Consider the following 25,154-nt stretch of genomic DNA (forward strand, 5'->3'; position numbering starts at 1 on the left):
GTTTTTATTTATTAGACACTTTTAATTGTTGTGTTCTTATTAATCCATGCCTGCATCCGAATGAACAGAAGCATAAAGATGGATGACATCATAACACCTTTTATTAAGTTAAAAGGTAAGATAGCAGGGACTACCAAATTACGCATATCAGGGAATCCCATAAGAGCAGTATAAGCCGGTAAAATGAAGAAGTAATTTAACAAACTCATCATTACCGCCATTATAGCTGTCCCGGCGATTAACGCAAGTGTCATACCTTTTCTAGTTTTGAGTCTATTATATACGAAATATGTTGGCAGGATAAACACAATGCCAGCAGCAAAATTGGCTATATGGCCAACAGGAATTCCTGTAAAACTTCCTGTCTGAATATAATTAAGGACATTTTTAAAAAACTCAACTAATATTCCTGCAATTGGTCCAAAAATCAATGTGGCAATTAATGCTGGGATGTCGCTGAAATCGACAAACAAGAAATTTGGGAATAAAGGCAATGGAAATTGTATTAGCATTAACAGAAATGCAATACTGCTCAACATTCCAATTGACACATAAGCCCTTACATTCATTTTCCTCTGTTTCCTCATCTTCTTCATCTTCCTCTCTCCTTTTTTGATCCATCGCGTTTAGGAAGAGAGGTTCAGCAAACAGTCGAGACCTAAGTAAATAAAAACTCCCTCAAGAAAATATACTTGAGGGAGTTTACAAAGGCACGCTTAATAAACGTTCATTAAACATTAATTTTTTGAACGTTTGCAGAACCTCCATCTTCTCCCATCCAGACTATACTGTCGGCTTTGGAATCACACCAAATCCTGCCAAAACGGCTCGCGGGCTTATGAGTTTTACTCAAATACCGCCGATCGGGAATTTCACCCTGCCCCGAAGATAGATCGATATTTAATTATAAATATAATTATAATGCTTTCTGCATTTTTTGTTAAGTAAAAGGTTTACGTTTTAACGCTTTTGTAACTTTTAAAGCAGTTTCTACAAAAAAACCGCAGACACTTGAGTCCACGGGTTGTTTATTATCTCAATTTACATTTAATACTTGCTTAGGTTTAATAAGATCCGAGGACAGATGGTTAAGTTGTTTAATACGTGTTACCGTCATATTGCTTTTCCTCGAAATGGAGTACAATGTGTCGCCTTGTTTGACGATATATTGTTTTTTCCCTTTCTCTGTTTTGTCTTCCTTTTGAAGTTTTACATGGGAGCTTGCTTCTAATACATCGTCATTGATTCCAGCTATTCCACCCTGTACATTCTCGCCTGTGTCCGCTTTTCCTAAGAACTTTTCTGGATCCAATGCATATTTCTTATCATATCTCCACTCATGCTGGTGGGTTTCAAAATGAAGATGGGTCCCAGTAGCTTGTCCTGTTCTCCCCATTTTCCCTATTACGGTTCCCTGCTTAATACTTTGACCTTCTAATACAGTTCGCTTGTTTAAATGGGCATAGACAGTAACAAAATGACTTGGATGTTTTATAAATACTACATTTCCGTATGTATTCGAATAATAGGATTTAACTACTTGACCATCATCGACGGCAAGAACAGGTGTGTTCAATTTTCCAGCAATATCAATTCCCTTATGTTTACCCATTCTCGTTCCATATGTATCAGAAATAATACCGTCTGCAGGCCATATCCACCCATCCTTTATCTCTTTCTCATCCTTCATACTTGCTTCGGAATGTATTCCACCTAAAAATAACAAACTGACACATAGCGCCATAATTAGGGCAATAAGAACCCTTTTTATGTAGTCTCGCATTTTCTTCATTCAACCTCCTTAGTTCTTTTCCTCCTCCACACCATATGTTAGTTGTTTCACCTTTAGAACATATACCTTGGTGGAGAAGCGATTAGACATACTTGTTATAATTTGGAGATTATAGTTATTTTATTCATGATAAAAAAAATCAACCACAAGGGGTTGATAGAGAATAATTATTGAAGCGTCTGTAGATTTGGAGCACGCGGGACTTTGTTTTCCTTTGATAGGTCAAATGTTCCGATTTTTTTTATAGGCGAATTTTTTATAACGACTTTTTCTAAACCAAATTCTTTAGCTGTTAATAACAAGGACTCATAAGCGTTAATCGTAACTTGGTCTTCTCGTAGACTCGAATTTTCATCTATTGTAACAAGTAAAGTTTTTTCTTTAATGGATACATCCTTAATCGGCAGAGCTGGAAAAAGTGAACTTTTTAACCCTAATAAGGGCTGATCATTCTTCATTGCCTCCAAAGCCCTATTAATATCAGTATACGTCTCTATTGATGGAACTAAGTAGGGGATTTCACTATCTTTGGAAAAATAAAAAAAGAAGGCATGATTCTTCTTTTGGACGACTTCAATTTCCTCTTTCCTGCCAAGATTCCCTAGTTCAATTCCAGGCTCACCATTTGTTGAAAATCGGATTTTTTTTATGTTACTGTTCGAAGAAATATCTTTTTGTAATACATTCATAAAATTTGTTTCTGTTGTTGATCCTTGGCCGTACTGATGGGTTGACGGCACATCAACCAAAACAGCTTTATTTTTATTATCAAGCCTCAGCGTAGCATTAAGTGGATAAAATTCGCTTAAACCCCATTCTTCTTCCTTTAAACTCACCATGTTTTCATTAAATATAGTTAGCCATGATTTATCATTTGAATCATTTACTATAGTGGAAACTGGAACAAGTATTTGCGCTTGCGGATCTGGAATCCAATAAGTTAAGACCCTTCCATTGTCTACTTCATCATCATAGACCGCTGTTTTCAAAAGTTCATTATTCTCAGCTGCTGAAAAGGTCTTTGCTTTTAAATTGTCATCTTCTTTTTTCAAAGCACTGGAGGAATCCTCATCCGCTGTTTGCATTTCCTGCCCAGATGAAGCATTTTTTTGACTTGCTTTATCCTCTGAGTATTGGGTTCCGACCATTAATTTAGGAACTAAGATGAAGAAAATGAGCAATGCACATGCAGTAGCGAGGCCAGGCAGGAGCCATTGTTTTATTTTTGTCTTTTTTATAGAAAGATTCTGATAAATGTCACGAGGATTGCGATCATCTTGTATTTTGGGCATTTGCCTTAATAGTTCTTCGAGCTGCTTATCGCTCCACTCTGACTTTTTCACTTGCCGCTCCCTCCTTCTGATAAGACATTTCCATATGTTTCTTCAATACCTTTAACGAACGGTGCTGTGTCGTTTTCACCTTGCTTTCTGTCCATCCTAATGCTTGGGCTGTTTCAGCAATCGATAAATCTTGAATATATCGCAGAATAATAACTGCTCTTTGATCCATTGTGCAATATTCTAGACAGTTGTAAACCCACCTAATTTCTTCCTTTTGTACCGTGATTTCTTCTGGTATAGGATAACCATCTTTCAGCTGATCGGTGGACCAATCAAATTTTTCGAGTAAACGTTCTTTCCATCCCTTTTGTTTTCGGAAGAAGTCAATGGCTACATTTCTTGAAATCGAAAACAACCAGGTTTTCTCACTGCTTTTCCCTTCAAAACGGCGATAAGATTTAAAGACTCTTATATAGACTTCTTGGACAAGATCCTCGGCATGTTCTTTGTTCCTGACCATATAAAATAGAAATTGAAAAACGTCATGATGATATTTTTGGTATAGTTCATCGAAAACGGAGTCCATCAATTCCCCTCCCCGTTCATAATATTAGTCGATTTATATGTATAAAAAGTTTCACCTTATAAATATAGACTTTTTTGTGACAAAAAGGAAGGTATAAATTGGAATTCATTTCCTAAAAATTTGATACAAAAAACTCATCCGTTAAATGGATGAGCTCTTAGCTTTCTATTTTTATTGTTCCTCGTGAATCAAGAACAATCGGCAAAATACTTGTTCATTTTACTATTTTCGAGGCACTAAAAAGGAAAATGTCGTTCCTTGACCGAGTTTACTCTGAACAGAAATATGACCTCGATGTGCATCCATAATATTTTTAGCTATGGCTAGTCCAAGTCCTGTTCCTGCTCTTCCTCTCGTTCGAGCTTTATCAGCCTTATAAAACCGTTCAAACACAAAAGGTAAATCTTCTTCAGGAATACCCGACCCAGAATCTTTAACTCTAATCATTACGCCCTTATCTTCTGAAGTCACACTTAATTTAACAGAACCGCCTTTAGGTGTATGTCTTATGGCATTATCAATTAAATTTGTGAGTACCTGTTCGATTCGATCAGGATCAAAGGAAATGGAGGTGATTTCATTATCTATCTCTGCAATTAATCGAATTTCATTTTCTTTAGCTAATCCCTGGAACTTGTGGATAATTCGATTGATAAATGAAGAGATATTAGTTTCCTCCATTGTTAATTGAAGATGTCCGGCTTCCATTCGTGCTAAATCTAGCAATTCATTGACAAGCCGGCCCATACGTAAGGATTCATCATAAATGACCTTTGCCATTTCCTTTTTCTCTTCTTGGGATTCAGCAATATCATCAACGATTGCTTCACTATAGCCCTGCAACATCGATATTGGCGTTCTAAGCTCATGAGAAACGTTTGCAATAAAGTCTTGTCTCATTTTATCTAACTGTCTTTCCTCAGTCATATCCCTCAGAACGGCTACTGCACCGCGAATAAAACGGTTACTATATAATGGACTAACTAGGATGACCCAATGTCTGCCTTGGAATGAAATTTCACCCATTTGTTCTGTTTCAGTATCGACCGCTTTCTGAAATAGATCCATTACCTCTGGTGGAATGGCCTCGGAATTCGTACTAATTCCACCCATTTCATAATACCAATATTGAAAAAAGCGGTCTGCTGGAGGATTGGTGATTAGAATCGCCCCATCCCGATTAAAGGTAATAACACCATCTGCCATACTGCTTAGGATACTGGATAATTGCTCTTTTTCTTGGCTAAGTGCACTCATATTGAATTTTAATTGTCTTCCCATTTGATTAAATGCAGTTGCTAGTTCCCCAATTTCATCATGTGTAAGGATAGGTACTTTTGTATCGAATTTCCCTCTAGCCACTTCAAAGGCTGCTTCTCTCATCTTTCTTAAGGGAGCTGCAATTCTTGTGGACAAAAAGAAGGCAAAAATAGTTGTAAGGATAATAGCTACACCCGCAACAAGTAAAATAAATTTAGTTGTTTCATGGGTTGTTTCTTGCATTACTTCTAATGATTGATAAATAAAAACGGCACTTTTTTCTTCCCCAGGCAAATGCAAAGGTACACCAATAATTGAATACTTAGCATCCTTTTTATCTTCATTAAAGGAAAGCGTGGAAATCTTTTCAACAGTCCTATCTTTTTTTAATACTTGTGATAATTTCGGGTCATTTTTAATATCAGTAAAGGATAACCTATTTGAAAGATTCGTGTTTGGAGAGTAATAGACTTCACTCTCATTTTTAACAATTACTACATTGTTGACATTATCAATAATTTCCCAGGATATCTCTAATCCAAGTGGTAGTTTTTCATTAGGATGTTTTTCTAAAACATTTGCAATTTTCTCAGCTGTATTGGTCAAATCCTTTTTCATCTCAAGAGTATTGTAGTTTTGGAAAAATTCGAGAAGCATGATTGTTAAGATGAATAGCACAAAAGATACTAATAAAAGGATCGTTAACCATAGCTTTCCTACAACACTTCTTAATAATGTCATTCATTAATAACCTCAAATTTATAGCCTACGCCCCAAACTGTAACAATCATTCTTGCAGCTTGTTCAGAAACCTTGTTTAATTTTTCACGGAGACGCTTTACGTGCGTATCAACTGTACGTAGATCCCCGAAAAATTCATAATGCCAAACTTCTTTTAGTAACTGCTCACGGTCAAAAACCTTATCTGGAGCCTTCGCTAAGAAATAGAGCAATTCATATTCTTTTGGCGTTAAACTTACTTCTTTACCATCTGCTGCTATCCTATGTGCATCATTATCAATAGTTAAGTGTGGGAATACAATGACGTCTTTCGTTGTCGTTTCCGTTTGAAGGTAACTTGTTTGTGATGACCTTCTTAACAAGGCCTTGACACGCAGGACTACTTCCCTTGGACTAAATGGTTTGACTATATAGTCATCAGTGCCCACTTCAAAGCCTTGGACGCGATTTATTTCTTCCCCTTTAGCAGTAAGCATGATTACCGGTGTTGCCTTCTTTTCTCTTAATTCACGACAAACTTCAATTCCGTCTTTCCCTGGCATCATTAGGTCAAGAAGAATGACATCATAGTCATTAGCAAACGCTTTTTCTAATGCCTCGGTTCCATCTTCTGCTTCATCAATTGTATAGTCTTCACGTTCTAAATACATTTTTAATAAACGGCGAATCCTTTCCTCATCATCTACAACTAGAATTTTCACGTCTTTTTCCATTATTAATCCCCCCATGGAGTTTATTTTACAAAACGCTATTGTTTTATGCCATATTTTCGTGCTAATTACTCCTATAAAAAGTGTCAATAATTTGACAACGCTAACTACACTTAAAAATTTTATAAAAAGCCTTCACTTTTTATAAGTGAAGGCTATAATATTTTACCCAAGTCCTAATTGTGAATGCTCAACCCGCATAGGAATGTAAGCCAGCAATAACGAGATTGACTGCAACAAGGTTAAACATAATTATTACAAAGCCGATTACTGCTAACCATGCAGATTTTTCGCCATGCCACCCTTTGGAGAGACGAAGATGTAAAAATGCTGCATAGAATAGAAATGTTATTAATGCCCAAACTTCTTTTGGGTCCCATCCCCAAAATCGTGACCAAGCCATTTGTGCCCATATCATTGCAAAAATGAGTGCACCTAGTGTAAACACTGGGAAACCGATTAATACAGAGCGATAGCTGATTTCATCAACAAAGTCTAGTTTAATATTTTTAACAAGCGGTTTTAGTGCTGCAGCAATTCGTTTTCGTAATATTAATCTAATTAAGCCATAAATAACGAGTCCCGCCATTAATGACCAAATGACTGTATTTAATTTTTTGGCATTAATAAAAGCTGGTACCTCGAACAAAGGCTTAAATCCGTCTTTTGTTAATATGTCTCCTTCATAAGGACCGGAAATGGCAGGCATCGTATATTCAACAACCGCCTGGTTATTGTGTTTATCAACCCAATTAAATTTCTCATGGTAACCTAACCCAGAAAATAGTGAAGAAACGGCTACGAAACCAAGTACTGTAACTAATGAAAACATGACCATTTCAAGCCAAAAAGTTTGTTTGTTGGATTTTGTTTGATCAATTGCCTTTACGAGATAAATAAGCCCTGCCGCAAAGCTAATCGATAGAATAGCTTCTCCCATCGCCGCAGTAGTTACGTGAATATGCAGCCAATAACTTTGTAATGCGGGTATTAATGGCGTAATATCCTTTGGAAACATACTTGCATAAGCGATTACCAATATAGCGACAGGCATTGTAAATAATCCTAGTAAGGTCGTTCGATAAATAAAATAAATGACAATAAATGCACCTACAAGCGCCATTCCGAAGAATGTCGTGAACTCAAACATGTTACTAACTGGAGCGTGCCCTGCAGCAATCCATCTAGTGATAAAGTAACCCAATTGCGAAACAAAACCAACAATTGTTAATAGTACAGCAATCTTCCCCCATCTGTTGGTTCCTTCCTTTTCATTCGATTGCTTCTTTGATTTAATAGACCCTCCGAAGAACAGGGTAGCAATTAAATATAGTATAAAAGAAATAAATAATAAATTACTACTTATTGTAGCCAACTAGACACTCTCCTTATCCTTAGGTTTATCAGTATCTTCCCTTTGAACTTGATCGTCTGGCATTTCAAGTTTCGTATCTGTTAAAACTGTTTCAATTTCTTTTTTTAGTCCATACCAATTTTTGTTTGTATGCGCTGCAACCCAAATTTGTCCATTTTTGTTTTGAATCCAAATTCGACGGTGGTTCCAATATGCTCCTTGTATGACGCCAATCATAAATATGATTCCACCTAATATAATCGCCCATAATGTTGAATCCTTCCGAACAATAAATCCTGAAACATTCTTTGTTTCGATTCCTTTAAATGCCATTTTATATTGATTAGCCCCAAATGGCTCGATGGTTTGCTTGATGGCAACGAAACTTGTTTCCCCTTTTGGTTTTTCAGGGGATACCATCCGGAAGACGAAGGCAGGGTTGTTTGGAACTCGTGATTTTGTTGTTGGCTCCCCATTTTCCGCAAATTCGAAATCTGGAAAGTAGTTTAGAATTTCAACAGAATACCCATTACCGAGATCGTACTTCATCTTCGGATCTGTAAGATCAATTTTAAGATCGTTAATGGCTTTTTTCGTATTTTTATTTGTTAATGAAAATGACATCGTATTGAGTTCATTTCGGAATGAAGCTTGGAAGACAGAATAACCTTCAAAGGTGAGAGGGAGATTTACTCTTACCTTATATTCTGTTACTTTCTTGAGCTTTGGTTTCTCTCCAGGTAGATTATTTCCAACACGCTTATAAAGAACAACGTTTGATTGGTAATTTTTCACGACTTCCCCAGCCTGATTAATAGCCTTTTCAAATGTTTTGTCTTTATTTTTATCATAGTGTTCTAAAATGAATTTGTTATTTTGGAGATAGAACTGTCCTTCTGTCTCAGGAACAAGAGCTGTTTCTCCCTCCCTGACCCAAAGGTTCTCATTTACATACATTCCAGGAATAAAGCGCAGCATCCCGCCGAGTAAGAAAATAATTAATCCAACATGGTTTACATACGGACCCCAGCGAGAAAAACGCCCTTTTTCAGCTAAGATATCTCCATTTTCTTCGCGGACATGGTAACGTCTTGCCTTTAAATGCTTCTTAATTATTGTAAAATCATTTTCATCTGCACCTTCATTCACACCAAAAATGCGCTGACGTTTTAAAAAACCTTCGTGTCTTGTAACCCTTTGGGCCTTAAGGGCCTTATATAATGGCACCACCCGATCGAGACTACAAATGACCAAGGATATACCGATCATCGCAATTAATAATAAATACCACCAGGAACCATATAAATTATTAAAACCTAATTGGTAATATAATTTACCAACCCAACCATATTCTTGCTCGTAATAAACATCTGCAGGCAAGTCTATATACATTTCCTGCGGCAAAATCGTACCAAGTGATGAAGCAATTAAGGTAATAATAATCAGCCAAACGCCAACCTTTACTGATGAAAAAAAGTTCCATATTTTATCAATAAATGTTTTATTATATGTTTGTGAACGTCTTGCACTTCCTTCATAGCGCATATCGAGAAGTTCTGCAGGGTTAATTTTCTCATCCAGCACTTTTCCGCATGCCTCACATAAAACAGTTCCATGTGGATTTACATGCCCGCATTCACATTTAACATCTTTCATTGAAAAAACTCCCAACAACCTAAGGTTTTATTTTCTCCATAAATTCCCTGATTTTCTCTTCTGTTAACTCACCTGTATAATATTTAACGACCTTGCCATTCTTATCAATCAAAAATGTAGCAGGCAGCGGATCAATTCCATAAGTATTCATTACTTCCTTATCTGTATCAATCATAATCGGAAAATCCAGCTTAAGACGGTCAGCAAATTGATTAACAGCAAGTTTAGATTCTTGAATATCTACTGTTAAAACTTGGACCCCTTTGTCCTTATACTGATGATACTGATTATTAATATACGGCATTTCCTTTTTACAAGGCGGGCACCATGTTCCCCAGAAATTTAAGAAAACCCCTTGGCCGCGATAATCTGAAAGCCGATGTTTATTCCCTTGCATATCAACTAATGCAAAATCAGGAGCTAAGCTATCAACCGCCACTTTTTGTTTATTATCTTGTGTAAAATTAGCATATAGCGTATAAACAACGGCAGCCCCTAGTAAAAGTAGTATGATGGTTCTTACAACTAATCGCCGCTTTTTCAATTAATTCCCCTCCAGTAAATCACATGACACAGTTTGTCTAATTATAGCATTTTACAACACAAATACCGTGTAAATGAAGAATAGCATTTGTGACGGTTTTATGAATTTTTTTTGGTTGAGCCTAACCCCAGTGCCCTTAGCTGCTTTACTTCATGTGGGGTTAGCTCTCTTGCATCGCCCGTTTTTAAACCATTTAGTGTTAAGAAGGCATATCGTTCACGCTTTAATTTCAATACATCATGACCAATTGCTTCAAACATCCTTCTAACTTGACGATTTCTACCTTCATGGATGGTTATTTCAACAATGGCCGATTGTTTTTTATTATCTGCTGAAAGCAATTTCACTCTAGCTGGAGCTGTTTTTCCATCTTCTAGACGGATTCCTTTTTCAAGCTTCCTTAGATTTTCCTTTGAGGGAATGCCTTTTATTTTTGCAACATAAACTTTGTCTATTTCACTTTTCGGATGCATGAGTAAATTAGCAAATTCTCCATCATTCGTTAACACTAATAATCCTGATGTATCATAATCAAGGCGGCCAACGGGATAAATCCTTTCTTTTAAATGCGGAAAGAAATCCGTCACTACCTTTCTGCCCTTCTCGTCGTTCACACTTGAAATAACTCCTCTTGGTTTATATAAAAGGAAATAAACAGGTTCTTCTTTCTCAATCTGTATTTCATTTACCTCTACCTTATCAGATGAGGATACCTTCAGACCAAGCTCTGTAACAACCTTTCCGTTAACCTTTACACGCCCTTCTTTAATTAAGTCCTCAGATTTCCTTCTTGAAGCAATGCCCGCTCGAGCAATTACTTTTTGCAATCTTTCCATTCATTCCACCTCGAATTTATCTGTATAAAAAATAAGATGGCTCCATAGAGCCATTGGTTTCCTTTTCAGAAATAGTAATTTCCTTATTACTAGGGTAACGAACACAGAAACCTATCCTAATGAATTATGACATAATTTCTTCACTTTTCAAAGTCACGGGTATTATTACAGAAAAATATTAAAATAGCATGTTCAAATTGAACATGCTCATTCATTTTATATTATTTTGTTCCAAAAAACATCGAAACTACTACAATTGCAGCGATAATTCCGACTACGTCGGCAAGTAGACCTACTTTTAGGGCATCCCCCATTTTTTTTATACCAACTGCGCCGAAATAGACAGTTAAAACATAAAAGGTTGTGTCTGTACTCCCTTGCAAAACAGAAGCCAGGCGGCCAATAAATGAGTCTGGCCCATAAACGCCAATTAAATCACTTGTCATTCCCAGTGCAGCATTTCCAGAAATAGGCCTGATAATCAATAATGGCACTATTTCCGCGGGTACTCCAATTGATTTCATCATCGGTCGAATCCAATTCATTAAAGCGTCTAATGCACCGGACGCTCGAAAAATTGAAATGGCCACAAGCATACCAACAAGGAAGGGGATAATTGAAAAGGCAATCTTAATGCCTTCTTTTCCACCTTCAACAAAACTTTCATAGGTTGGGACGCGTTTGAAGGTACCATATAATAGAATAAACCCAATTAGTAAGGGGATAAATGTTAACGAAATAACCGATATCATCTCCATGTTTTTTCATCCTTTTCTGCTTCTGCGATAATAGTAATAACGGTCAATTAAGATTGCACCTAACGCAGAGATAATGGTTGCTATAATCGTTGGAACGACTATCTCAGTAGGAGATGCAGAATGATAATTCATTCTAATCGCAATGACAGTTGTTGGAATAATGGTAATACTTGCAGTATTAATTGCTAAAAAGGTAACCATGGATCTGCTCGCTGAATCCTTTCCCCCATTTAACTTTTTTAGTTCTTCCATCGCTTTAATACCAAGAGGAGTGGCTGCATTTCCCAAACCGAACATATTAGAAATCATATTTGATAAAATATAGCCCATTGCTGGATGGCTTACAGGTACGTCAGGAAATAATCGTTTGACAAGCGGTCGAAACAGTTTAGATAGACGTTCTAAAAGGCCGGACTCCTCCGCAATCCGCATCATTCCAAGCCAAAAGACGAGAACGCTGATAAGTCCAATACAAAGGGTCACCGCTTCTTTCGCCCCATCAAATATTGCTTTATTCACTTCAGCCATTGTCCCATTGATTAGCGCGAAAATAAACCCAACAACAGTCATAAACACCCAGATATAATTAACCATTGGACTTTACACCAATAAAGACAAGAAAAATTTCCTTTACAAAATCCAACAACCCTTTTTTCTGCTCGGGCACATTCTGATAGTAAATCGGAGTTTCTTGAACAACTCTTCCATCTAAGTAAACTGCTGCCTTTCCAACAATTTCTTCATTCTTCTTGTCATTATCAAATTTTTTGACAGGCTTATTCAACTTATATTTAATAGAAAATAAGTCCATTTCTTCGCTCGTTACAGGATAAACAATTGCTTTCTTTACGTATAAATGATTCTTATAATACTTATTTTTTACATCCTCAATTTTACCCTCAGGTAATACTTCAGCCATATCAAACCCTTTAAATCCACTCTCATACATGGAAATATGATCATTCCAATCGTCTGGTCCGTTCAAGGTTACTGCAATTAGGCTCATATCTCCTTTTGTTGCAGATGTTACCAATGTCCTTTTGGCTCGTTTGGTATATCCTGTTTTCCCACCGGTTGTATATTTATACTTTGTTAGCAAGCGGTTTTTATTTTTCCAGACACGGTCCCAATCTTCTGTGGGGTTTGGTGCTCTATATACCTTTGTACCAGAGATTTTCTTAAAGGTTTTATCCTGCATGGCATAGCGCATTAACACGGCCATGTCATAGGCTGTTGAGTAATGGTCTTCACGGTCATCAAGTCCATGTGGATTGGCAAAATGGGTATTTAACATCCCGATTTCCTTTGCCTTTAGATTCATTAAATAGGAAAATCCCTCTACACTTCCCCCAACATACTCGGCGATTGCTACAGCCGTGTCATTTCCGGACCTTAGCATCAACCCATATACTAGGTCCTTAAGCTTAATTTTTTCGCCTGGCTTTAAATAGACAGACGATCCTTCTGCACGAGTCGCTTGTTCGCTAACTTTTACATATTGATTCATTTTCCCCGATTCGATTGCTAGTTTCGCAGTCATTATCTTCGTTATACTTGCGATTCTTCTTTTTGTGTAGGCGTCTTTCTCATAAAGGATACGACCTGATTTCTGCTCTATCAAAACCGCACTTGCAGCACTTACGGAAACTGAAGCATCCACCTTTTGAGGAATGTTAGCAATGAATATTGAGACTATGAGGGAAAACATAACTAGCTTCCAAATCATTCTCATTAGATTAACCTCGTCCCCTTGTAAAGTTATCTAGCTTCAGCGCCAAGGAAGGCACTTCTGCATTTCATTTTTCTTGTACAAGTTTATGCAGGACGAGGCTTGTTATGACAATTTGCCGAAGAAAAACAAAAGCAGACGACAATTTGCCGTCTGCTTATTGATTTTTTGATACCCTAAAATGCTGGCCATTTGATGTCCGCTGCTTTTTCAAACCGCATTTCTACATCATGCCAATTGACTAAGTTCCACCAATTGTCGACATAATCCGGCCTTTTATTTTTATACTGAAGATAATAAGCATGCTCCCAAACATCTAATACTAAGAGTGGAATGGTATCCCACTGGGTCAATAGCATATGTCGTTCAGATTGCAGTATCTCTAAATGCCTTGCTCGTGGGGACCAAACCAATATGGCCCAGCCTACTCCTTCTACTTGCTTAGCCGCTTCAGAAAATTGCTTTTTAAACGCCGTAAAACTTCCAAAGTATTTCTCAATTTCACCTTTTAACAGTCCTTTTGGATGATCCCCGCCATTGGGGCTCATGTTTTTCCAAAAAATTGTATGAAGATAATGTCCAGACCCATGAAAGGCAAGCTCTCGTGACCAATGTTTAATTAATGAAAAATCGTTAGTTTCCCTTGCTTTTTTAAGATTAATTTCTGCTTTATTTAATCCATCAACATATGCTCGGTGATGCTTATCGTGATGAAGCTTCATGATTTCCTCTGAAATATATGGTTCCAGTGCATTATAGGGGTAGGGAAGGTCAGGGAGTGTATGGCCCCCAGCGGGTACAACTTTTTCTGCCACCCAAATGACTCCGCCTTCTTGTTTTCTTTTAAAATAATTTTCCATTTGCTCATGGATATTTTCAGCCTTCGCTTGAAGGGTTAGTAGCTCTTCATTTGATAATTGTCTGCCTGTGTTTTCAATTAATTCAGTGAAATTATCAAGATGTTCCCATAAATCAGAATTTCCTCCCTCCTTTTCCGATTGAAGAAACTGTTTCATTTGCTCATTCCACTCAAACAGTTCGTTTACATAACGACTAAAACGATCCATTCTATCCCTTCTTCCTGACAATAGGATGCTTTATAAGTAGCCTACCTAGATGGTATGAGTGTGAGAGCAAAAAAAGAACATGATAAAAGGCCGCCCTAATAATAGGACCGCCCTTTCAATGATAATCTTATTTTGATTGGATCATTTTTGTTCGATAATCTGTTTCATAATACTCAAGTTCTTCCCTAATCCTTTGAAACTCACCTTCTAAACTTTCTACCAACTGTACAATACTGTCAGAAATGTTTCGATAAAACTTGATAGAGTTTCTTCCCGTGTAAGCTGACCTGCTGTCTTCGAACCAGGCATCATTCTTCGGTGAGAAAAACTCTTCGATACATTGATGATAAATTTTATAAAGAGTTTTTTCTGCTGCTGCTTTTTGAAAAGGACTGCCTTGCAAAATTACGGAGCACGCATCTAAACCTTCTTCACTATAAACAATTAATTTCCGTAAATTTGCAAAGATCAATTTATTATAATTACGATCTTCTTCATTTTCTAAGTCTAATTGCGAAATCGTTGCTTCATTTAAAAAATCCTCTAATGTTAAAATTGACTTCCCTAAAAAATTCTTTACATCATTTAATTGTGTTTTTACCAATGTATTGCCCATTGTTAACCCCCTAAATTTTTACTTCGTAAACATTGCTTATTTTGGCTGCATAATGAACTCTAGTGGAGAACGAAGTTCATATTCTTTCTTTTGGTTAAGAGAAAGAAAAATTTCAGGTAATTTATTATAATTGATATCTTGAAAATAAGATGCAAATTCCTGCTTTGAATTAATATAAAGTCGTTTTCGGCTGCGCAGGCCAGGATTTTTCAAGAGACATACAAGCGCTACGATATCTTTAAACGAAACCTCATTGTTATCCTGAACCATAATCGGGTCTTGCTTGTACGGAGTGAATTCATGGATGAATTCATCGAAATACCTAACATATAAAACGTGCAGCGTTTTTTCCTCACCATCTTCAGAAAAAGTAACGATGCTTCTGTTAAAAAAGTCCTCAGAAGTATTTGATTGTTCCTTTTCTAATTCAAAGCCTTTACACTCTTTAATTAACAAATTAATCCCACTCCTTGGCCAATGACAATATCACATATAAAAATCTTTTTAACATGTCGTGAAAGAATTGAATAATTAACCTACATTTATTTTATCATAAAATTAAGTAAGTATTGGAAAATTAAGAATTAATCGTCTCCTGAAATTTTTCAAAAAATAGATCTGCCTCTTCCTGAATAAATTCATCTTCTGCCTTTTCGGGAAGCTGGGGTAGTTCTTCAATACTTTTCAGACCAAAGTAGTCCAGAAACTCTTTCGTTGTTCCATATAAGTAGGCTCTTCCAGTACCTTCTGCACGGCCAACTTCTTTTATTAATGCTTTTGCCATTAGTGTATGCAACGGTCTTTCTGTTTTCACACCACGAATTTCCTCAATTTCAGCTCGAGTGATTGGCTGTTTATAGGCAATGATGGCCAATGTTTCTAGCGCTGCCTGTGACAATGTGGAAGTATGGGGGGAATCAACAAGTTTCTTTAGATAAGTTGCATTTTCTTTCTTTGTTGCAAGTTGGTAGGTACCAGCAAGCTGGACCATCATAATTCCCCTTTTGTTGTCCCGCTCATATTCTTTTTTCAGATCCTCAATGATTTCACTTGCCTTAAGTTCATTCACTTCTAGAACCTCTGCTAGCTGTTTCAGTGAAAGCCCTTCATCCCCTGCAGCAAACAAAAGGCTTTCCAGGATACTGTTCCAGTTAATGATTTCCAATCATTTCTGCCCCTTCCTTTACGGCTTTAACATAAATATCTCCAAAGTTCTCTTGTTGCTGGGCGTCAATCTCTTTTCGTTTAATAAGTTCCAAGACGGCCAAAAAGGTTACGACGATATGGTCCTTAGCCGGATAGGGAAATAATTCATTAAAGTTTTTTTGTCCTTTAAGCTGCTTAAGTTCCACCATAATTTCTGTCATTCTGGTTTCAATAGATATTTCCTGACGAGTAATCTTCGTTGCCATTGGGCGCTGAAGTTTCTTTCGTCGCATTAATTTTTGTAAAGCAGCCAGCATATCATACAGAGAAACATTTAACTCTTCTTTTTCCGGCTGTTTCTCTTTCGCAAACTCAGAAAGATCACTTGGCGGCTTTGTATACATGAGCCCTCGTTCCACTTCCATGGATTTTAAGTCATGGGCTGCTTCTTTATATTTTCGATACTCTATTAGACGCTCAACAAGTTCGTCTCTTGGATCTTCTTCGAATAACAAGTCAGGATCCTCTACATCGAGAACTTCCTCATGCTTTGGTAAAAGCATTTTACTCTTAATTACGAGCAACGTCGCGGCCATAACTAAAAACTCGCTTGCAACATCGAGCTTGAGCTCATTCATTGTCTTTATATACATTAAGTATTGCTCGGTTATTTCGGCAACCGGAATATCATATATATCAATTTCTAAACCATTAATTAAATGGAGCAGCAAATCTAATGGTCCTTCAAATGCATCAATTTTCACCTGGTATGGCATTATAACTCACCAAAATTCTTTAAAATAAGTTCGTTGATCATTCACTTCGACTATTAATAGTATAGAGGATTAAATAAGGTTATCCAATAGAAAAATCAACTTGGCGAGGGAATATTATCAAAACATGATGATTGCCCATAACAATGGACAAATATCCTACATATGATGACAAGGAAAAGAACAAAACATTTTTTAGGAGGTAATGAATATGGCTGACGGATTCGGATCCGGATTTGCGTTAATTGTAGTTCTATTTATCTTGTTAATTATTGTTGGTGCTTCCTGGGTCTATTAATTAAACATTAGGAAGTGGACAGGATTAAACATATTACTGTTCACCCCGGCTGGCTGCCAATATTAGTTAGAACTACTTGCCCGTCAATATTGACGGGCTTTTTTTATTGAAAAGTAAAATTCTAATATTTTAAAGGAACCATTTAACTGTGATAAACTATACTAAACATTTTGTAAGGGGGAGAATTGCTTGTACCCGAGTGAGTATATACATTTTTTAGCCCATTTTCATGGCGATCGTGATTATTTCGAGTGCCATGAACTACTTGAAGATTACTGGAAAAAGACCGATCCGAGAAACAAGGATTCCGTCTGGGTCGGTTTTATTTTATTGTCAGTATCTGCTTATCATCATCGTCGAAGTAATTTTAGCGGTGCTGAACGAACATTAAGAAAAGCAATACTGATACTTAAATTACAATCGGATTCGTTGACAAAACTCGGATTAAATAAAGTGGATTTTTACCACTTGTTAAATAGACAGATTTCCGCATTGCAAAAAGGAGAATCATATAGAAGCATTTCCTTGCCCATTTGTGACCCCGACTTATTAGAATTTGCGAAAAAAGCATGTGAACAAAAGGGGTTTATTTGGGGAAATGAAAGTGATCTTACCAATAACTCCCTTGTCCACCGTCATAAATTACGTGACAGATCCAGTATAATAGATGAAAGAAATCGGTCATTAAAGACGCGGAAAAGCAGCGAATAAATTTATTATTCGCTGCTTTTTTGAATGTAATCTAGCAAAAATCACATTTTTCGATAAAAGCTGCTGTATTTTCATTTGCAGTAATTTCTTTTTCTGCATACATTTCTTTCAGTGCTTTAACCATTTTTTTACCGATTCCCTGAAAACGATGCGAAGGATTCACGGAGATATGAAGGATTTCTATAGAATTGGTATCATCGTGGTTCAAGATACCCAAAAGCCCTATTATATCTTCTTCTTTCCAAAGAAAAAGCTGTAAATGCTCTTCTGTTTCATATTCCTTCATGGTTTGTTGGAGCTTTTTTAAGTCTTTTTCGCTGGGCATAAAGGATAATAAACCCATTGCAATTTTTTCGAATGTTCTTTTATAACGAATTAACATTTAGATCCCTCATTATATTAAATAAACCGATAAAATATTTGGTTTAACAATAGTATATTTTTACCAAGAAAATCAATATTAAACATTATTCATTATATGTAGTCGCAGATATTATGTTTCATTAATCACCATGATACATAATAAATGGTCAATCATCAATAAAATTATTCTTAGTGTCTGGGTCCAATAAAAATCCAATAAATAATTCCCCATAGAACCGACAAGCCAATAAGAATACTAAATAAAACCCAGTTAGTTCTCTTCATGAAAAAGCTTCCTCCAAAATAAGTTTTGAAGATTTGTACATGACTTCCATTCTACACTAAATTACAAAAATAATCTATTATGCTTATATCCGCTTACAAATTTTGCATATTTTTGTTAAGATTAACTATCTATGAAACTTCGGCGTGGATATTTACGTTATTATTATTGGATTCGGTTATATTAATTAATAAAAGAGTCTCAACAATTCTTTACTACCTTTTAGAGTTACGAGGAGGAAACTATGAAGAAAATTCTTATTTACTTATTGTTAAGTTTGCTACTTATCAATCCAGTCCGCACTTTTGCTGATATAGCTGAAGGGGACATGATTGTTACATTAGGTGAAAATTTAACAAATGAGCAAAAGAATACACTTTTAACGGAAATGGGTGCTCCAAATGATGTACAAATAGTAACTGTATCGAATCAGGAGGAACATCAATATTTAGGGAAGTACGTATCAAAATCATTCATCGGCACAAAGGCCATATCATCATCAGCTATAACCATTCAACCTAAGGGGTCTGGGATTACCGTTGAAACTAAAAATATTAACTGGGTTACGGACGAGATGTATGTCAATGCCCTTATCACTGCGGGTGTTAAGGATGCAAAAATTTATATAACATCCCCGGTTACGGTTTCTGGAACAGCCGCGCTTACTGGTATCATAAAAGCCTATGAAATATCAGCTGATAAAACGATTCCTGAAGAAGTAAAACAAGCGGCAAACCAAGAAATGGTCGAAACCGCTAAACTAGGAGAATCCATTGGTGATAAGAACGCTGCTGCATTAATTGCGAAAGTGAAAGAAGAAATTGCTAAGAATAAACCAAAAAATGATGAAGAATTACAAAATATCATTGAACAAGCTGCAAATGAATTAAATGTTAAACTTACCGATGAAGAAATGAAACGATTAATGGACTTTTTTAATAAGCTCAAAGATTTAAACATTGATTGGAACCAAGTTAGCGACCAACTTAATAAAGCTAAAGATCGTATTTCTAAATTTCTCCAATCAGAAGAAGGACAAGGTTTCTTAGAAAAAATTAAACAATTTTTCATTTGGCTCATTGATGCCATTAAATCCATATTCTCCTAACTGAATCAGAAAAAGCTGCCACTTCAAAAACAAAGTGGCAGCTTTTTCTATTTCAGCGGCAAATCATGGCGTAGTAAGTCTTCGTAGGTCTCTCTTTTTACTACAAGTGTTGCTGTTCCATTTTCTACAAAAACGACAGCCGGGCGCGGGATTCGATTATAGTTATTTGACATTGAATAGCCGTAGGCACCCGTGCAAAAAACTGCGAGTATATCCTCTTCTCCAGTTTCTGGAAGCGGTAAATCCCAAATCAACATATCTCCAGATTCACAGCATTTCCCAGCGATTGAAACAGTTTTATTCGCTTTCGTTAATGGCTTATTTGCAAGAACAGCCTCATATTTCGCCTGATAGAGTGCAGGTCGAATATTGTCACTCATTCCACCATCAACCGCTAAATACTTTCTAACACCAGGTACTTCTTTGGAAGAACCCACTTTATAAAGGGTAATTCCTGCATCGCCAACAAGTGAACGACCTGGCTCTATCCAAATTTCTGGCATTTTTAAAGAGTAGCTCTCCGTTAACTTTTTTACTTCCCGTATAATTTCACTCACATATTGGAATGGTTGTAATGGTTCATCTTCTTTTGTATAGCGGATCCCGAAGCCCCCGCCCAAATTTAAAACCTTTGCTTCATAGGAAAGTTCCTTTTTCCATGCTTCCATTTTTTGGACAATCTTTTTTGCAGCTAATAAAAAGCCAGTTGTTTCAAAAATTTGTGATCCAATATGGCAATGGAGTCCAAGTACCTCAAAGTTTTCAATTTCAAGCGCCATTTTTAATGCGTCTTCCGCTTGTCCATTTTGAAGATCAAACCCAAACTTCGAATCTTCCTGCCCAGTTAAAATGTAATCATGGGTATGGGCTTCAATTCCCGGAGTTACCCTTAGCAGGATGTTTACATGGGCATTTTTTTCGATCGAAATTGTTTTCAATAGAGCAAGTTCCGAAAAATTATCCACAACAATACAGCCAATTTCCTGATCCAATGCCATTTCTAACTCTTCTCTGCTTTTATTATTTCCATGAAAATGAATTCTCTCGACTGGGAATCCTGCAGCCAAAGCAGTATACAATTCACCACCAGACACTACATCAAGTGATAAACCTTCTTCCTCGGCGAGCTGAATCATCGCAATGGTTGAAAAAGCTTTACTGGCATAGGCCACTTGTGCCTTAATATTTTGTTCTTCAAATGCCCGCTTAAAGGACCGTGCTCTCTCGCGCATTAATGCGACGTCATATACATAAAGGGGAGTTCCAAATTCTTTAGTCAACTCAACAGAATCAACTCCGCCAATTTCTAAATTTCCATTTTTATTTACCCCTGTTGTCCCGTAAAAATACATTCCCTTCCCTCTCTCTCAATCACTCACTATAGTTTATGCGGACAATCATAAAAGATAATAATAAATAGACAGAATCTGCAAAAGATACTGCCTATTTTAATACTTTATCCCTTTATTTAATTAAAAATACTTTAGCATAACTGCTAGAAAAGTGCAATTATTTCTCGTTCGCTTTAGGCGGCTGCCTGTATCGGTTTCTAGGATGTACAATACTAGGTCTGAGAATGGAGCCTGGTATTGCTCTGCGGACAATTATCTGCAAAAATCCTTTCGGTTCAAAAGGTAGGAATGGCCATAAATAAGGTGTATTAAGGGCACGTATTTTAACAAGGAAGAGAAAGAATACCGTTGCCCCAATGACAAATCCAGGCAGATGAAAGATTGACACAAGAATCAACAGTGTTAATCGACCGATTTTGTTTGCTACACTTAATTCATAACTAGGTGTTGTAAAAGAGCCAATACCTGCTACAGCCACATACAAAATTACCTCAGGAACAAAGAGACCTACACTTATGGCAATTTGCCCGATCATCACTGCTGCAATTAAACCCATTGCCGTTGACAGAGGTGTTGGTGTATGAATAGCTGCCAACCTCAAAAATTCGAGACCAAAATCCGCTAAAAATATTTGAACGATAATGGGAATATTGGTTTGTTCATTTGGTCCGATAAAGGAGAGCCTTTCAGGCAATAAAGAAGGTTCCAATACAAATAACATCCATAACGGGAGTAGTAAAATAGACGTTAAAACACCTAGAAATCGTGTCCAGCGCAGAAACGTTCCCATTGCCGGTGATTCCCGGAACTCCTCTGCATGCTGTACATGATGGAAATATGTAGTAGGAGCGATAATAACACTTGGGGAAGTGTCGACATAAATCACAACATGCCCTTCAAGAATATGTGTAGCTGCAATATCAGCACGCTCCGTATATCTTACCAGTGGAAATGGATTCCAACCCTGTTTCAAGATAAATTCTTCGATTGTTTTATCAGCCATTGGAATTCCGTCTGTTTCAATTGCTTTTATTTCTTTACGAATAATATTTATCATATCTGGATCTGCAACATCTTCTAAGTAACCTAAAGCCACATCTGACTTTGACCGTTCGCCTACCTTTAGCATTTCGAAGCGCAGTCGTTCATCTCGAATTCTTCGTCTTGTTAAAGCTGTATTCAAAATAATGTTTTCAACAAATCCATCACGTGATCCTCTAACTACCTTTTCTGTATCGGGCTCTTGAGGCTGCCTGCCTGGATAGCTTCTAACATCAATGGCAAAAGCAGTATTTTCCCCTTCCATTACAACAACAATCAATCCAGATAATACCTTGTCGACAATGATATCCAGCTGGTTAATCTGTTCAACAGATTGATTAACTAGTCTATTTTCAACAATCTTAAAGAGGTCTGTCGATAATTTTTCATGATAATTGATTTCTACTAATTCTTTAATCAATTGAATAATGTAAATGGTATCACATAACCCATTAACATAGTATATATGGACGTCTTTTTTGAGGACTTTTAATTTCCTTACTCCAAAATCAAAGCTTACCCCAAGGCCCACCCGCTGTTTCATATAATTTTCTATTTCATTTACCGATTCCGGGATTGGCCATTTTTGTTCGTTACTTCTTGACATGAAAGCCACTCCTTTCAAGTATAAGCTCCACTGCTTTTTTCGTTATCGGGGAACCCTGCTTGTAGGAGTCACGTCTTGCCATTTTTCCAATATCCCCAACGCCTACGATGATAGGTACCTTCAATTCATCGAGGCAGTAAACAGTGTCACCATTTATTCTCCCGATTTCAAGCTCTGGTATACCAAATTTATCTACACCATATGGTGTTAAATTCCCATCACGATCGATGCTTACGTCCACCCTAGCCCATTCTTCATGTCTTGATTTTGCTGCGACTGCAATGATGCCCAGAACTTCAATTTCTTTATGTTGGGCAACAAATTTCAATGCATTTTCACCTGCACCTTCTCCAACTATGCCACTATCATCAAACATCACTAATACAGGATCGTGAGGAGTTTTTTTTATTAACTTGACTAGTTCATGACCGGTTAATGTTGACGGATTACCTTGGGAGCTGGAAATACACCTGCCGCCAATTTCACTAGCAACATGCTCTACAGCCCTTTTTGCGTATTCATCACCATCAGTTATTAAAATAACACGCCTCCGAATGCTCATTCTGTGATGTCCTTTCATCAGAAAAGCGTAAGCGCCTACTTAGCGCTGGTGCTAGACTGTTTTCAAAAGTTTAATGATGAACAAAGTAAACCCATTGGAAGATAGATCCAAAAATCTTCCCTAAAACGATGGCCATAATCAATATTACAATCTCTCCATCCAATCGGATTCTTTTGGCGAGAATAGGGAGGACATTTAATACCTCTGTTAGGGCGGCAGCCAACATTCCATAAAAAATTCCACCGGTAATTCCAAGGAGAATTAAAGGATAGGAAGGAATATTTAAAATAGGGTCCCTAAGGCTCGCTCCTACCCCCGTGAGTGCGCCTAAGACTACTGCCCATTCATAGTGTTGGATCATTTTTATTGTTTTGGTTAGCTGTGTAAGTCTCGGGATAATTCCCAGTACGGTAAGAAAAGCCACAAAACCAGAACCTACTGCCAGTCCGCTTGCTAAACCTAAAAAAATAATGGCTAAAATACTAATCATCACTAATTTGTTTTATACTTTCTTTATTTTCATGGATAATCACGTAATTATCTAAATCCATTTGATAATTAAACATTTCTACCTCTAGCGGACTGGGTTCGTCATTTATACGTTTCTTAAAAAAGTGATTAAAAAATAGAATCATTCCCAAGCCTAATCCAATAGAATAGGGAATTTGAAACAGTAATGGTTTTGTTTCTTCTTTTCCAGTAATGATGGTATAAATTTTTTCTTGTACACTCTTCATACTTACATCATCATGAAAATTCATGATCGCCATGGCTGAACCAAAAAATAAGAGAAACCATATTAAAAGAAAATATGGAATGGAAACTCCCTTTTTCTTATTCGTGACTTCAATGATGGTTTGCGCAGGACCAATGGTTTGAATTTCCATTTCTCCAAATTCACTTTTTAATAGGTGAATTACTTTCATGACATCTATGATGACTATACTCTGGTCCGCATCTGTTAATTGATGAATCATCATAGTTTGTAAATGTGAAAGAACTTCATCTGGGGCAATGACTTGGGCAATATCCTTTAACAATACTTTTTCTTTAGGCGGAGCCTTGACACGATTCCGCATGCGGATGTATATTGTTTCTTCCAAAACATTCACTTCCCACACAATGATTTCCTCGTATAAATAGTATGAGTAATAAGCATTTTTTTCATGAAATCCAAAAATTCCCAAAGTTATTCAACAAATGAAAAACCGTATGAATCAGAGATCCATACGGCCTTTCATTTGCTGCAATATTTTTTTTTCAAGTCGCGATACTTGTACCTGAGAAATCCCGAGCCGAAGGGCGACTTCAGATTGTGTTTGGTCCTTATAATATCGTAAATAGACAATAAGTCTTTCCCGTTCATCCAATTCACGGATAGCTTCCTTTAATGCAATTTTATCAAACCATTTTCCATCATTACCGTCATCAATTTGGTCAAGTAATGTAATCGGGTCCCCGTCATTTTCATAAACGGTTTCATGAATGGAAGAAGGTGTCCTGCTTGCTTCTTGAGCAAGGATTACATCCTCCGGTGTCAACTCAAGATGGGCTGAAATCTCGTTAACGGTCGGAATTCTTCCAAGCGTTTTCGATAAATCATCCTTCGCTTTTCTGATTTTGTTTCCCATTTCTTTCAGAGAGCGGCTAACCTTAACGGTTCCATCGTCACGGATAAATCGCTGGATTTCACCGATAATCATTGGAACTGCATATGTCGAAAACTTTACATCATATGAAAGGTCAAATTTATCAACTGATTTTAATAATCCGATACAACCAATCTGGAATAGGTCATCAGGGTCATAGCCCCGATTAAGAAACCGTTGGACAACAGACCAGACTAGACGCATATTCTTTTCAACGATTAAATCCCTTGATACTTGGTCTCCGTCTTGGCTCTTTTTGATGAGCTCTTTTACTTCATGGTCCTTTAAATATGTTTGACCTTTATTGTTCTTAACCTCCACATCCATTG

At 36.9% G+C, this 25,154-nt stretch carries 28 protein-coding genes and 1 riboswitch; of the genes, 3 read left to right on the plus strand and 25 right to left on the minus strand.

Annotated elements, in window-relative coordinates:
* Positions 1–11 precede the first annotated feature (11 nt).
* From J7E63_RS05095 to J7E63_RS05180, 18 genes are all read right to left on the minus strand, one after another.
* Entirely contained in the window at positions 12–596 is a 585-nt protein-coding gene (locus J7E63_RS05095) for an ECF transporter S component (RefSeq protein WP_215010518.1), read from the minus strand.
* 166 nt (positions 597–762) lie between these two features.
* Positions 763–894, minus strand: a riboswitch (FMN riboswitch).
* Positions 895–1,036: 142 nt separating this feature from the next.
* Positions 1,037–1,792, minus strand: a complete 756-nt coding sequence (locus J7E63_RS05100) for a peptidoglycan DD-metalloendopeptidase family protein (protein ID WP_251033375.1) — start codon at positions 1,790–1,792, stop codon at positions 1,037–1,039.
* 167 nt (positions 1,793–1,959) lie between these two features.
* Entirely contained in the window at positions 1,960–3,135 is a 1,176-nt protein-coding gene (locus tag J7E63_RS05105) for a hypothetical protein (protein WP_215010519.1), read from the minus strand.
* A complete protein-coding gene (gene sigX / locus J7E63_RS05110; protein WP_215010520.1) occupies positions 3,110–3,661 on the minus strand; it encodes an RNA polymerase sigma factor SigX in 552 nt (183 codons plus the stop codon). The genes J7E63_RS05105 and sigX overlap by 26 nt, the downstream gene beginning before the upstream one ends.
* A gap of 222 nt (positions 3,662–3,883) precedes the next feature.
* Positions 3,884–5,662 carry an ATP-binding protein gene (locus tag J7E63_RS05115; protein ID WP_215010521.1) on the minus strand — a complete coding sequence of 593 codons (1,779 nt, stop codon included), beginning with the start codon at positions 5,660–5,662 and terminating at the stop codon, positions 3,884–3,886.
* Positions 5,659–6,375: a response regulator transcription factor gene (locus J7E63_RS05120; RefSeq protein WP_215010522.1), complete on the minus strand. Its 717-nt coding sequence runs from the start codon at positions 6,373–6,375 to the stop codon at positions 5,659–5,661. The genes J7E63_RS05115 and J7E63_RS05120 overlap by 4 nt, the downstream gene beginning before the upstream one ends.
* Positions 6,376–6,562: 187 nt before the next feature.
* Complete coding sequence (ccsB, locus tag J7E63_RS05125) at positions 6,563–7,747, minus strand: c-type cytochrome biogenesis protein CcsB (RefSeq protein WP_215010523.1); 1,185 nt, start codon at positions 7,745–7,747, stop codon at positions 6,563–6,565.
* Positions 7,748–9,382, minus strand: a complete 1,635-nt coding sequence (resB, locus tag J7E63_RS05130) for a cytochrome c biogenesis protein ResB (protein WP_215010524.1) — start codon at positions 9,380–9,382, stop codon at positions 7,748–7,750. It lies immediately after the preceding gene.
* A 19-nt stretch (positions 9,383–9,401) separates the two neighbouring features.
* Positions 9,402–9,926, minus strand: coding sequence for a thiol-disulfide oxidoreductase ResA (gene resA / locus J7E63_RS05135; protein ID WP_214718946.1), 525 nt, complete (start codon positions 9,924–9,926; stop codon positions 9,402–9,404).
* 98 nt (positions 9,927–10,024) lie between these two features.
* Complete coding sequence (rluB, locus tag J7E63_RS05140; protein ID WP_088088839.1) at positions 10,025–10,762, minus strand: 23S rRNA pseudouridine(2605) synthase RluB; 738 nt, start codon at positions 10,760–10,762, stop codon at positions 10,025–10,027.
* A 221-nt stretch (positions 10,763–10,983) separates the two neighbouring features.
* On the minus strand, positions 10,984–11,520 hold the full coding sequence (locus tag J7E63_RS05145; protein WP_088088841.1) for a spore maturation protein: 537 nt from the start codon (positions 11,518–11,520) through the stop codon (positions 10,984–10,986).
* Positions 11,521–11,526: 6 nt separating this feature from the next.
* Complete coding sequence (locus J7E63_RS05150; protein ID WP_215010525.1) at positions 11,527–12,114, minus strand: nucleoside recognition domain-containing protein; 588 nt, start codon at positions 12,112–12,114, stop codon at positions 11,527–11,529.
* On the minus strand, positions 12,107–13,252 hold the full coding sequence (locus J7E63_RS05155) for a D-alanyl-D-alanine carboxypeptidase family protein (RefSeq protein WP_215010526.1): 1,146 nt from the start codon (positions 13,250–13,252) through the stop codon (positions 12,107–12,109). The genes J7E63_RS05150 and J7E63_RS05155 overlap by 8 nt, the downstream gene beginning before the upstream one ends.
* 173 nt (positions 13,253–13,425) lie before the next feature.
* Positions 13,426–14,316 (minus strand): superoxide dismutase, encoded by an 891-nt coding sequence (locus J7E63_RS05160; RefSeq protein WP_215010527.1) that lies wholly within the window; start codon positions 14,314–14,316, stop codon positions 13,426–13,428.
* Positions 14,317–14,443: 127 nt separating this feature from the next.
* Positions 14,444–14,932: a YpuI family protein gene (locus tag J7E63_RS05165; RefSeq protein ID WP_215010528.1), complete on the minus strand. Its 489-nt coding sequence runs from the start codon at positions 14,930–14,932 to the stop codon at positions 14,444–14,446.
* A 36-nt stretch (positions 14,933–14,968) separates the two neighbouring features.
* Positions 14,969–15,388, minus strand: coding sequence for a hypothetical protein (locus J7E63_RS05170; protein WP_215010529.1), 420 nt, complete (start codon positions 15,386–15,388; stop codon positions 14,969–14,971).
* Positions 15,389–15,509: 121 nt separating this feature from the next.
* Positions 15,510–16,097: an SMC-Scp complex subunit ScpB gene (gene scpB / locus J7E63_RS05175; RefSeq protein WP_088088847.1), complete on the minus strand. Its 588-nt coding sequence runs from the start codon at positions 16,095–16,097 to the stop codon at positions 15,510–15,512.
* A complete protein-coding gene (locus J7E63_RS05180) occupies positions 16,084–16,854 on the minus strand; it encodes a segregation/condensation protein A (RefSeq protein ID WP_088088848.1) in 771 nt (256 codons plus the stop codon). The genes scpB and J7E63_RS05180 overlap by 14 nt, the downstream gene beginning before the upstream one ends.
* A gap of 202 nt (positions 16,855–17,056) precedes the next feature.
* On the opposite strand from J7E63_RS05180, the gene J7E63_RS05185 reads away from it, so the two are divergent.
* Entirely contained in the window at positions 17,057–17,149 is a 93-nt protein-coding gene (locus J7E63_RS05185; protein ID WP_215005055.1) for a YjcZ family sporulation protein, read from the plus strand.
* A 189-nt stretch (positions 17,150–17,338) separates the two neighbouring features.
* Positions 17,339–17,860 carry a DUF309 domain-containing protein gene (locus J7E63_RS05190; protein ID WP_215010530.1) on the plus strand — a complete coding sequence of 174 codons (522 nt, stop codon included), beginning with the start codon at positions 17,339–17,341 and terminating at the stop codon, positions 17,858–17,860.
* 31 nt (positions 17,861–17,891) lie between these two features.
* Here J7E63_RS05190 and J7E63_RS05195 read toward each other — a convergent pair whose 3' ends face one another.
* A complete protein-coding gene (locus tag J7E63_RS05195; RefSeq protein WP_215010531.1) occupies positions 17,892–18,242 on the minus strand; it encodes a GNAT family N-acetyltransferase in 351 nt (116 codons plus the stop codon).
* Between the two features lie 508 nt (positions 18,243–18,750).
* On the opposite strand from J7E63_RS05195, the gene J7E63_RS05200 reads away from it, so the two are divergent.
* Positions 18,751–19,614 (plus strand): DUF1002 domain-containing protein, encoded by an 864-nt coding sequence (locus J7E63_RS05200; protein WP_215010532.1) that lies wholly within the window; start codon positions 18,751–18,753, stop codon positions 19,612–19,614.
* Between the two features lie 47 nt (positions 19,615–19,661).
* On the opposite strand, the gene lysA is transcribed toward J7E63_RS05200, so the two are convergent.
* The 6 genes from lysA to sigF all read right to left on the minus strand — a co-directional run bounded on the left by lysA (position 19,662) and on the right by sigF (position 25,152).
* Positions 19,662–20,966: a diaminopimelate decarboxylase gene (gene lysA / locus J7E63_RS05205; protein WP_215010533.1), complete on the minus strand. Its 1,305-nt coding sequence runs from the start codon at positions 20,964–20,966 to the stop codon at positions 19,662–19,664.
* Positions 20,967–21,123: 157 nt separating this feature from the next.
* Positions 21,124–22,614 (minus strand): spore germination protein, encoded by a 1,491-nt coding sequence (locus tag J7E63_RS05210; RefSeq protein ID WP_215010534.1) that lies wholly within the window; start codon positions 22,612–22,614, stop codon positions 21,124–21,126.
* On the minus strand, positions 22,601–23,170 hold the full coding sequence (spoVAEA, locus tag J7E63_RS05215; protein ID WP_308161916.1) for a stage V sporulation protein SpoVABEA: 570 nt from the start codon (positions 23,168–23,170) through the stop codon (positions 22,601–22,603). The genes J7E63_RS05210 and spoVAEA overlap by 14 nt, the downstream gene beginning before the upstream one ends.
* A 76-nt stretch (positions 23,171–23,246) precedes the next feature.
* Positions 23,247–23,666, minus strand: a complete 420-nt coding sequence (locus tag J7E63_RS05220) for a stage V sporulation protein AB (protein ID WP_215010550.1) — start codon at positions 23,664–23,666, stop codon at positions 23,247–23,249.
* Positions 23,659–24,279, minus strand: a complete 621-nt coding sequence (locus J7E63_RS05225) for a stage V sporulation protein AA (RefSeq protein WP_215010536.1) — start codon at positions 24,277–24,279, stop codon at positions 23,659–23,661. The genes J7E63_RS05220 and J7E63_RS05225 overlap by 8 nt, the downstream gene beginning before the upstream one ends.
* Before the next feature lie 114 nt (positions 24,280–24,393).
* Positions 24,394–25,152, minus strand: coding sequence for an RNA polymerase sporulation sigma factor SigF (gene sigF / locus J7E63_RS05230; protein WP_088088857.1), 759 nt, complete (start codon positions 25,150–25,152; stop codon positions 24,394–24,396).
* Positions 25,153–25,154 lie beyond the last annotated feature (2 nt).

Source organism: Bacillus sp. ISL-75 (assembly GCF_018613095.1).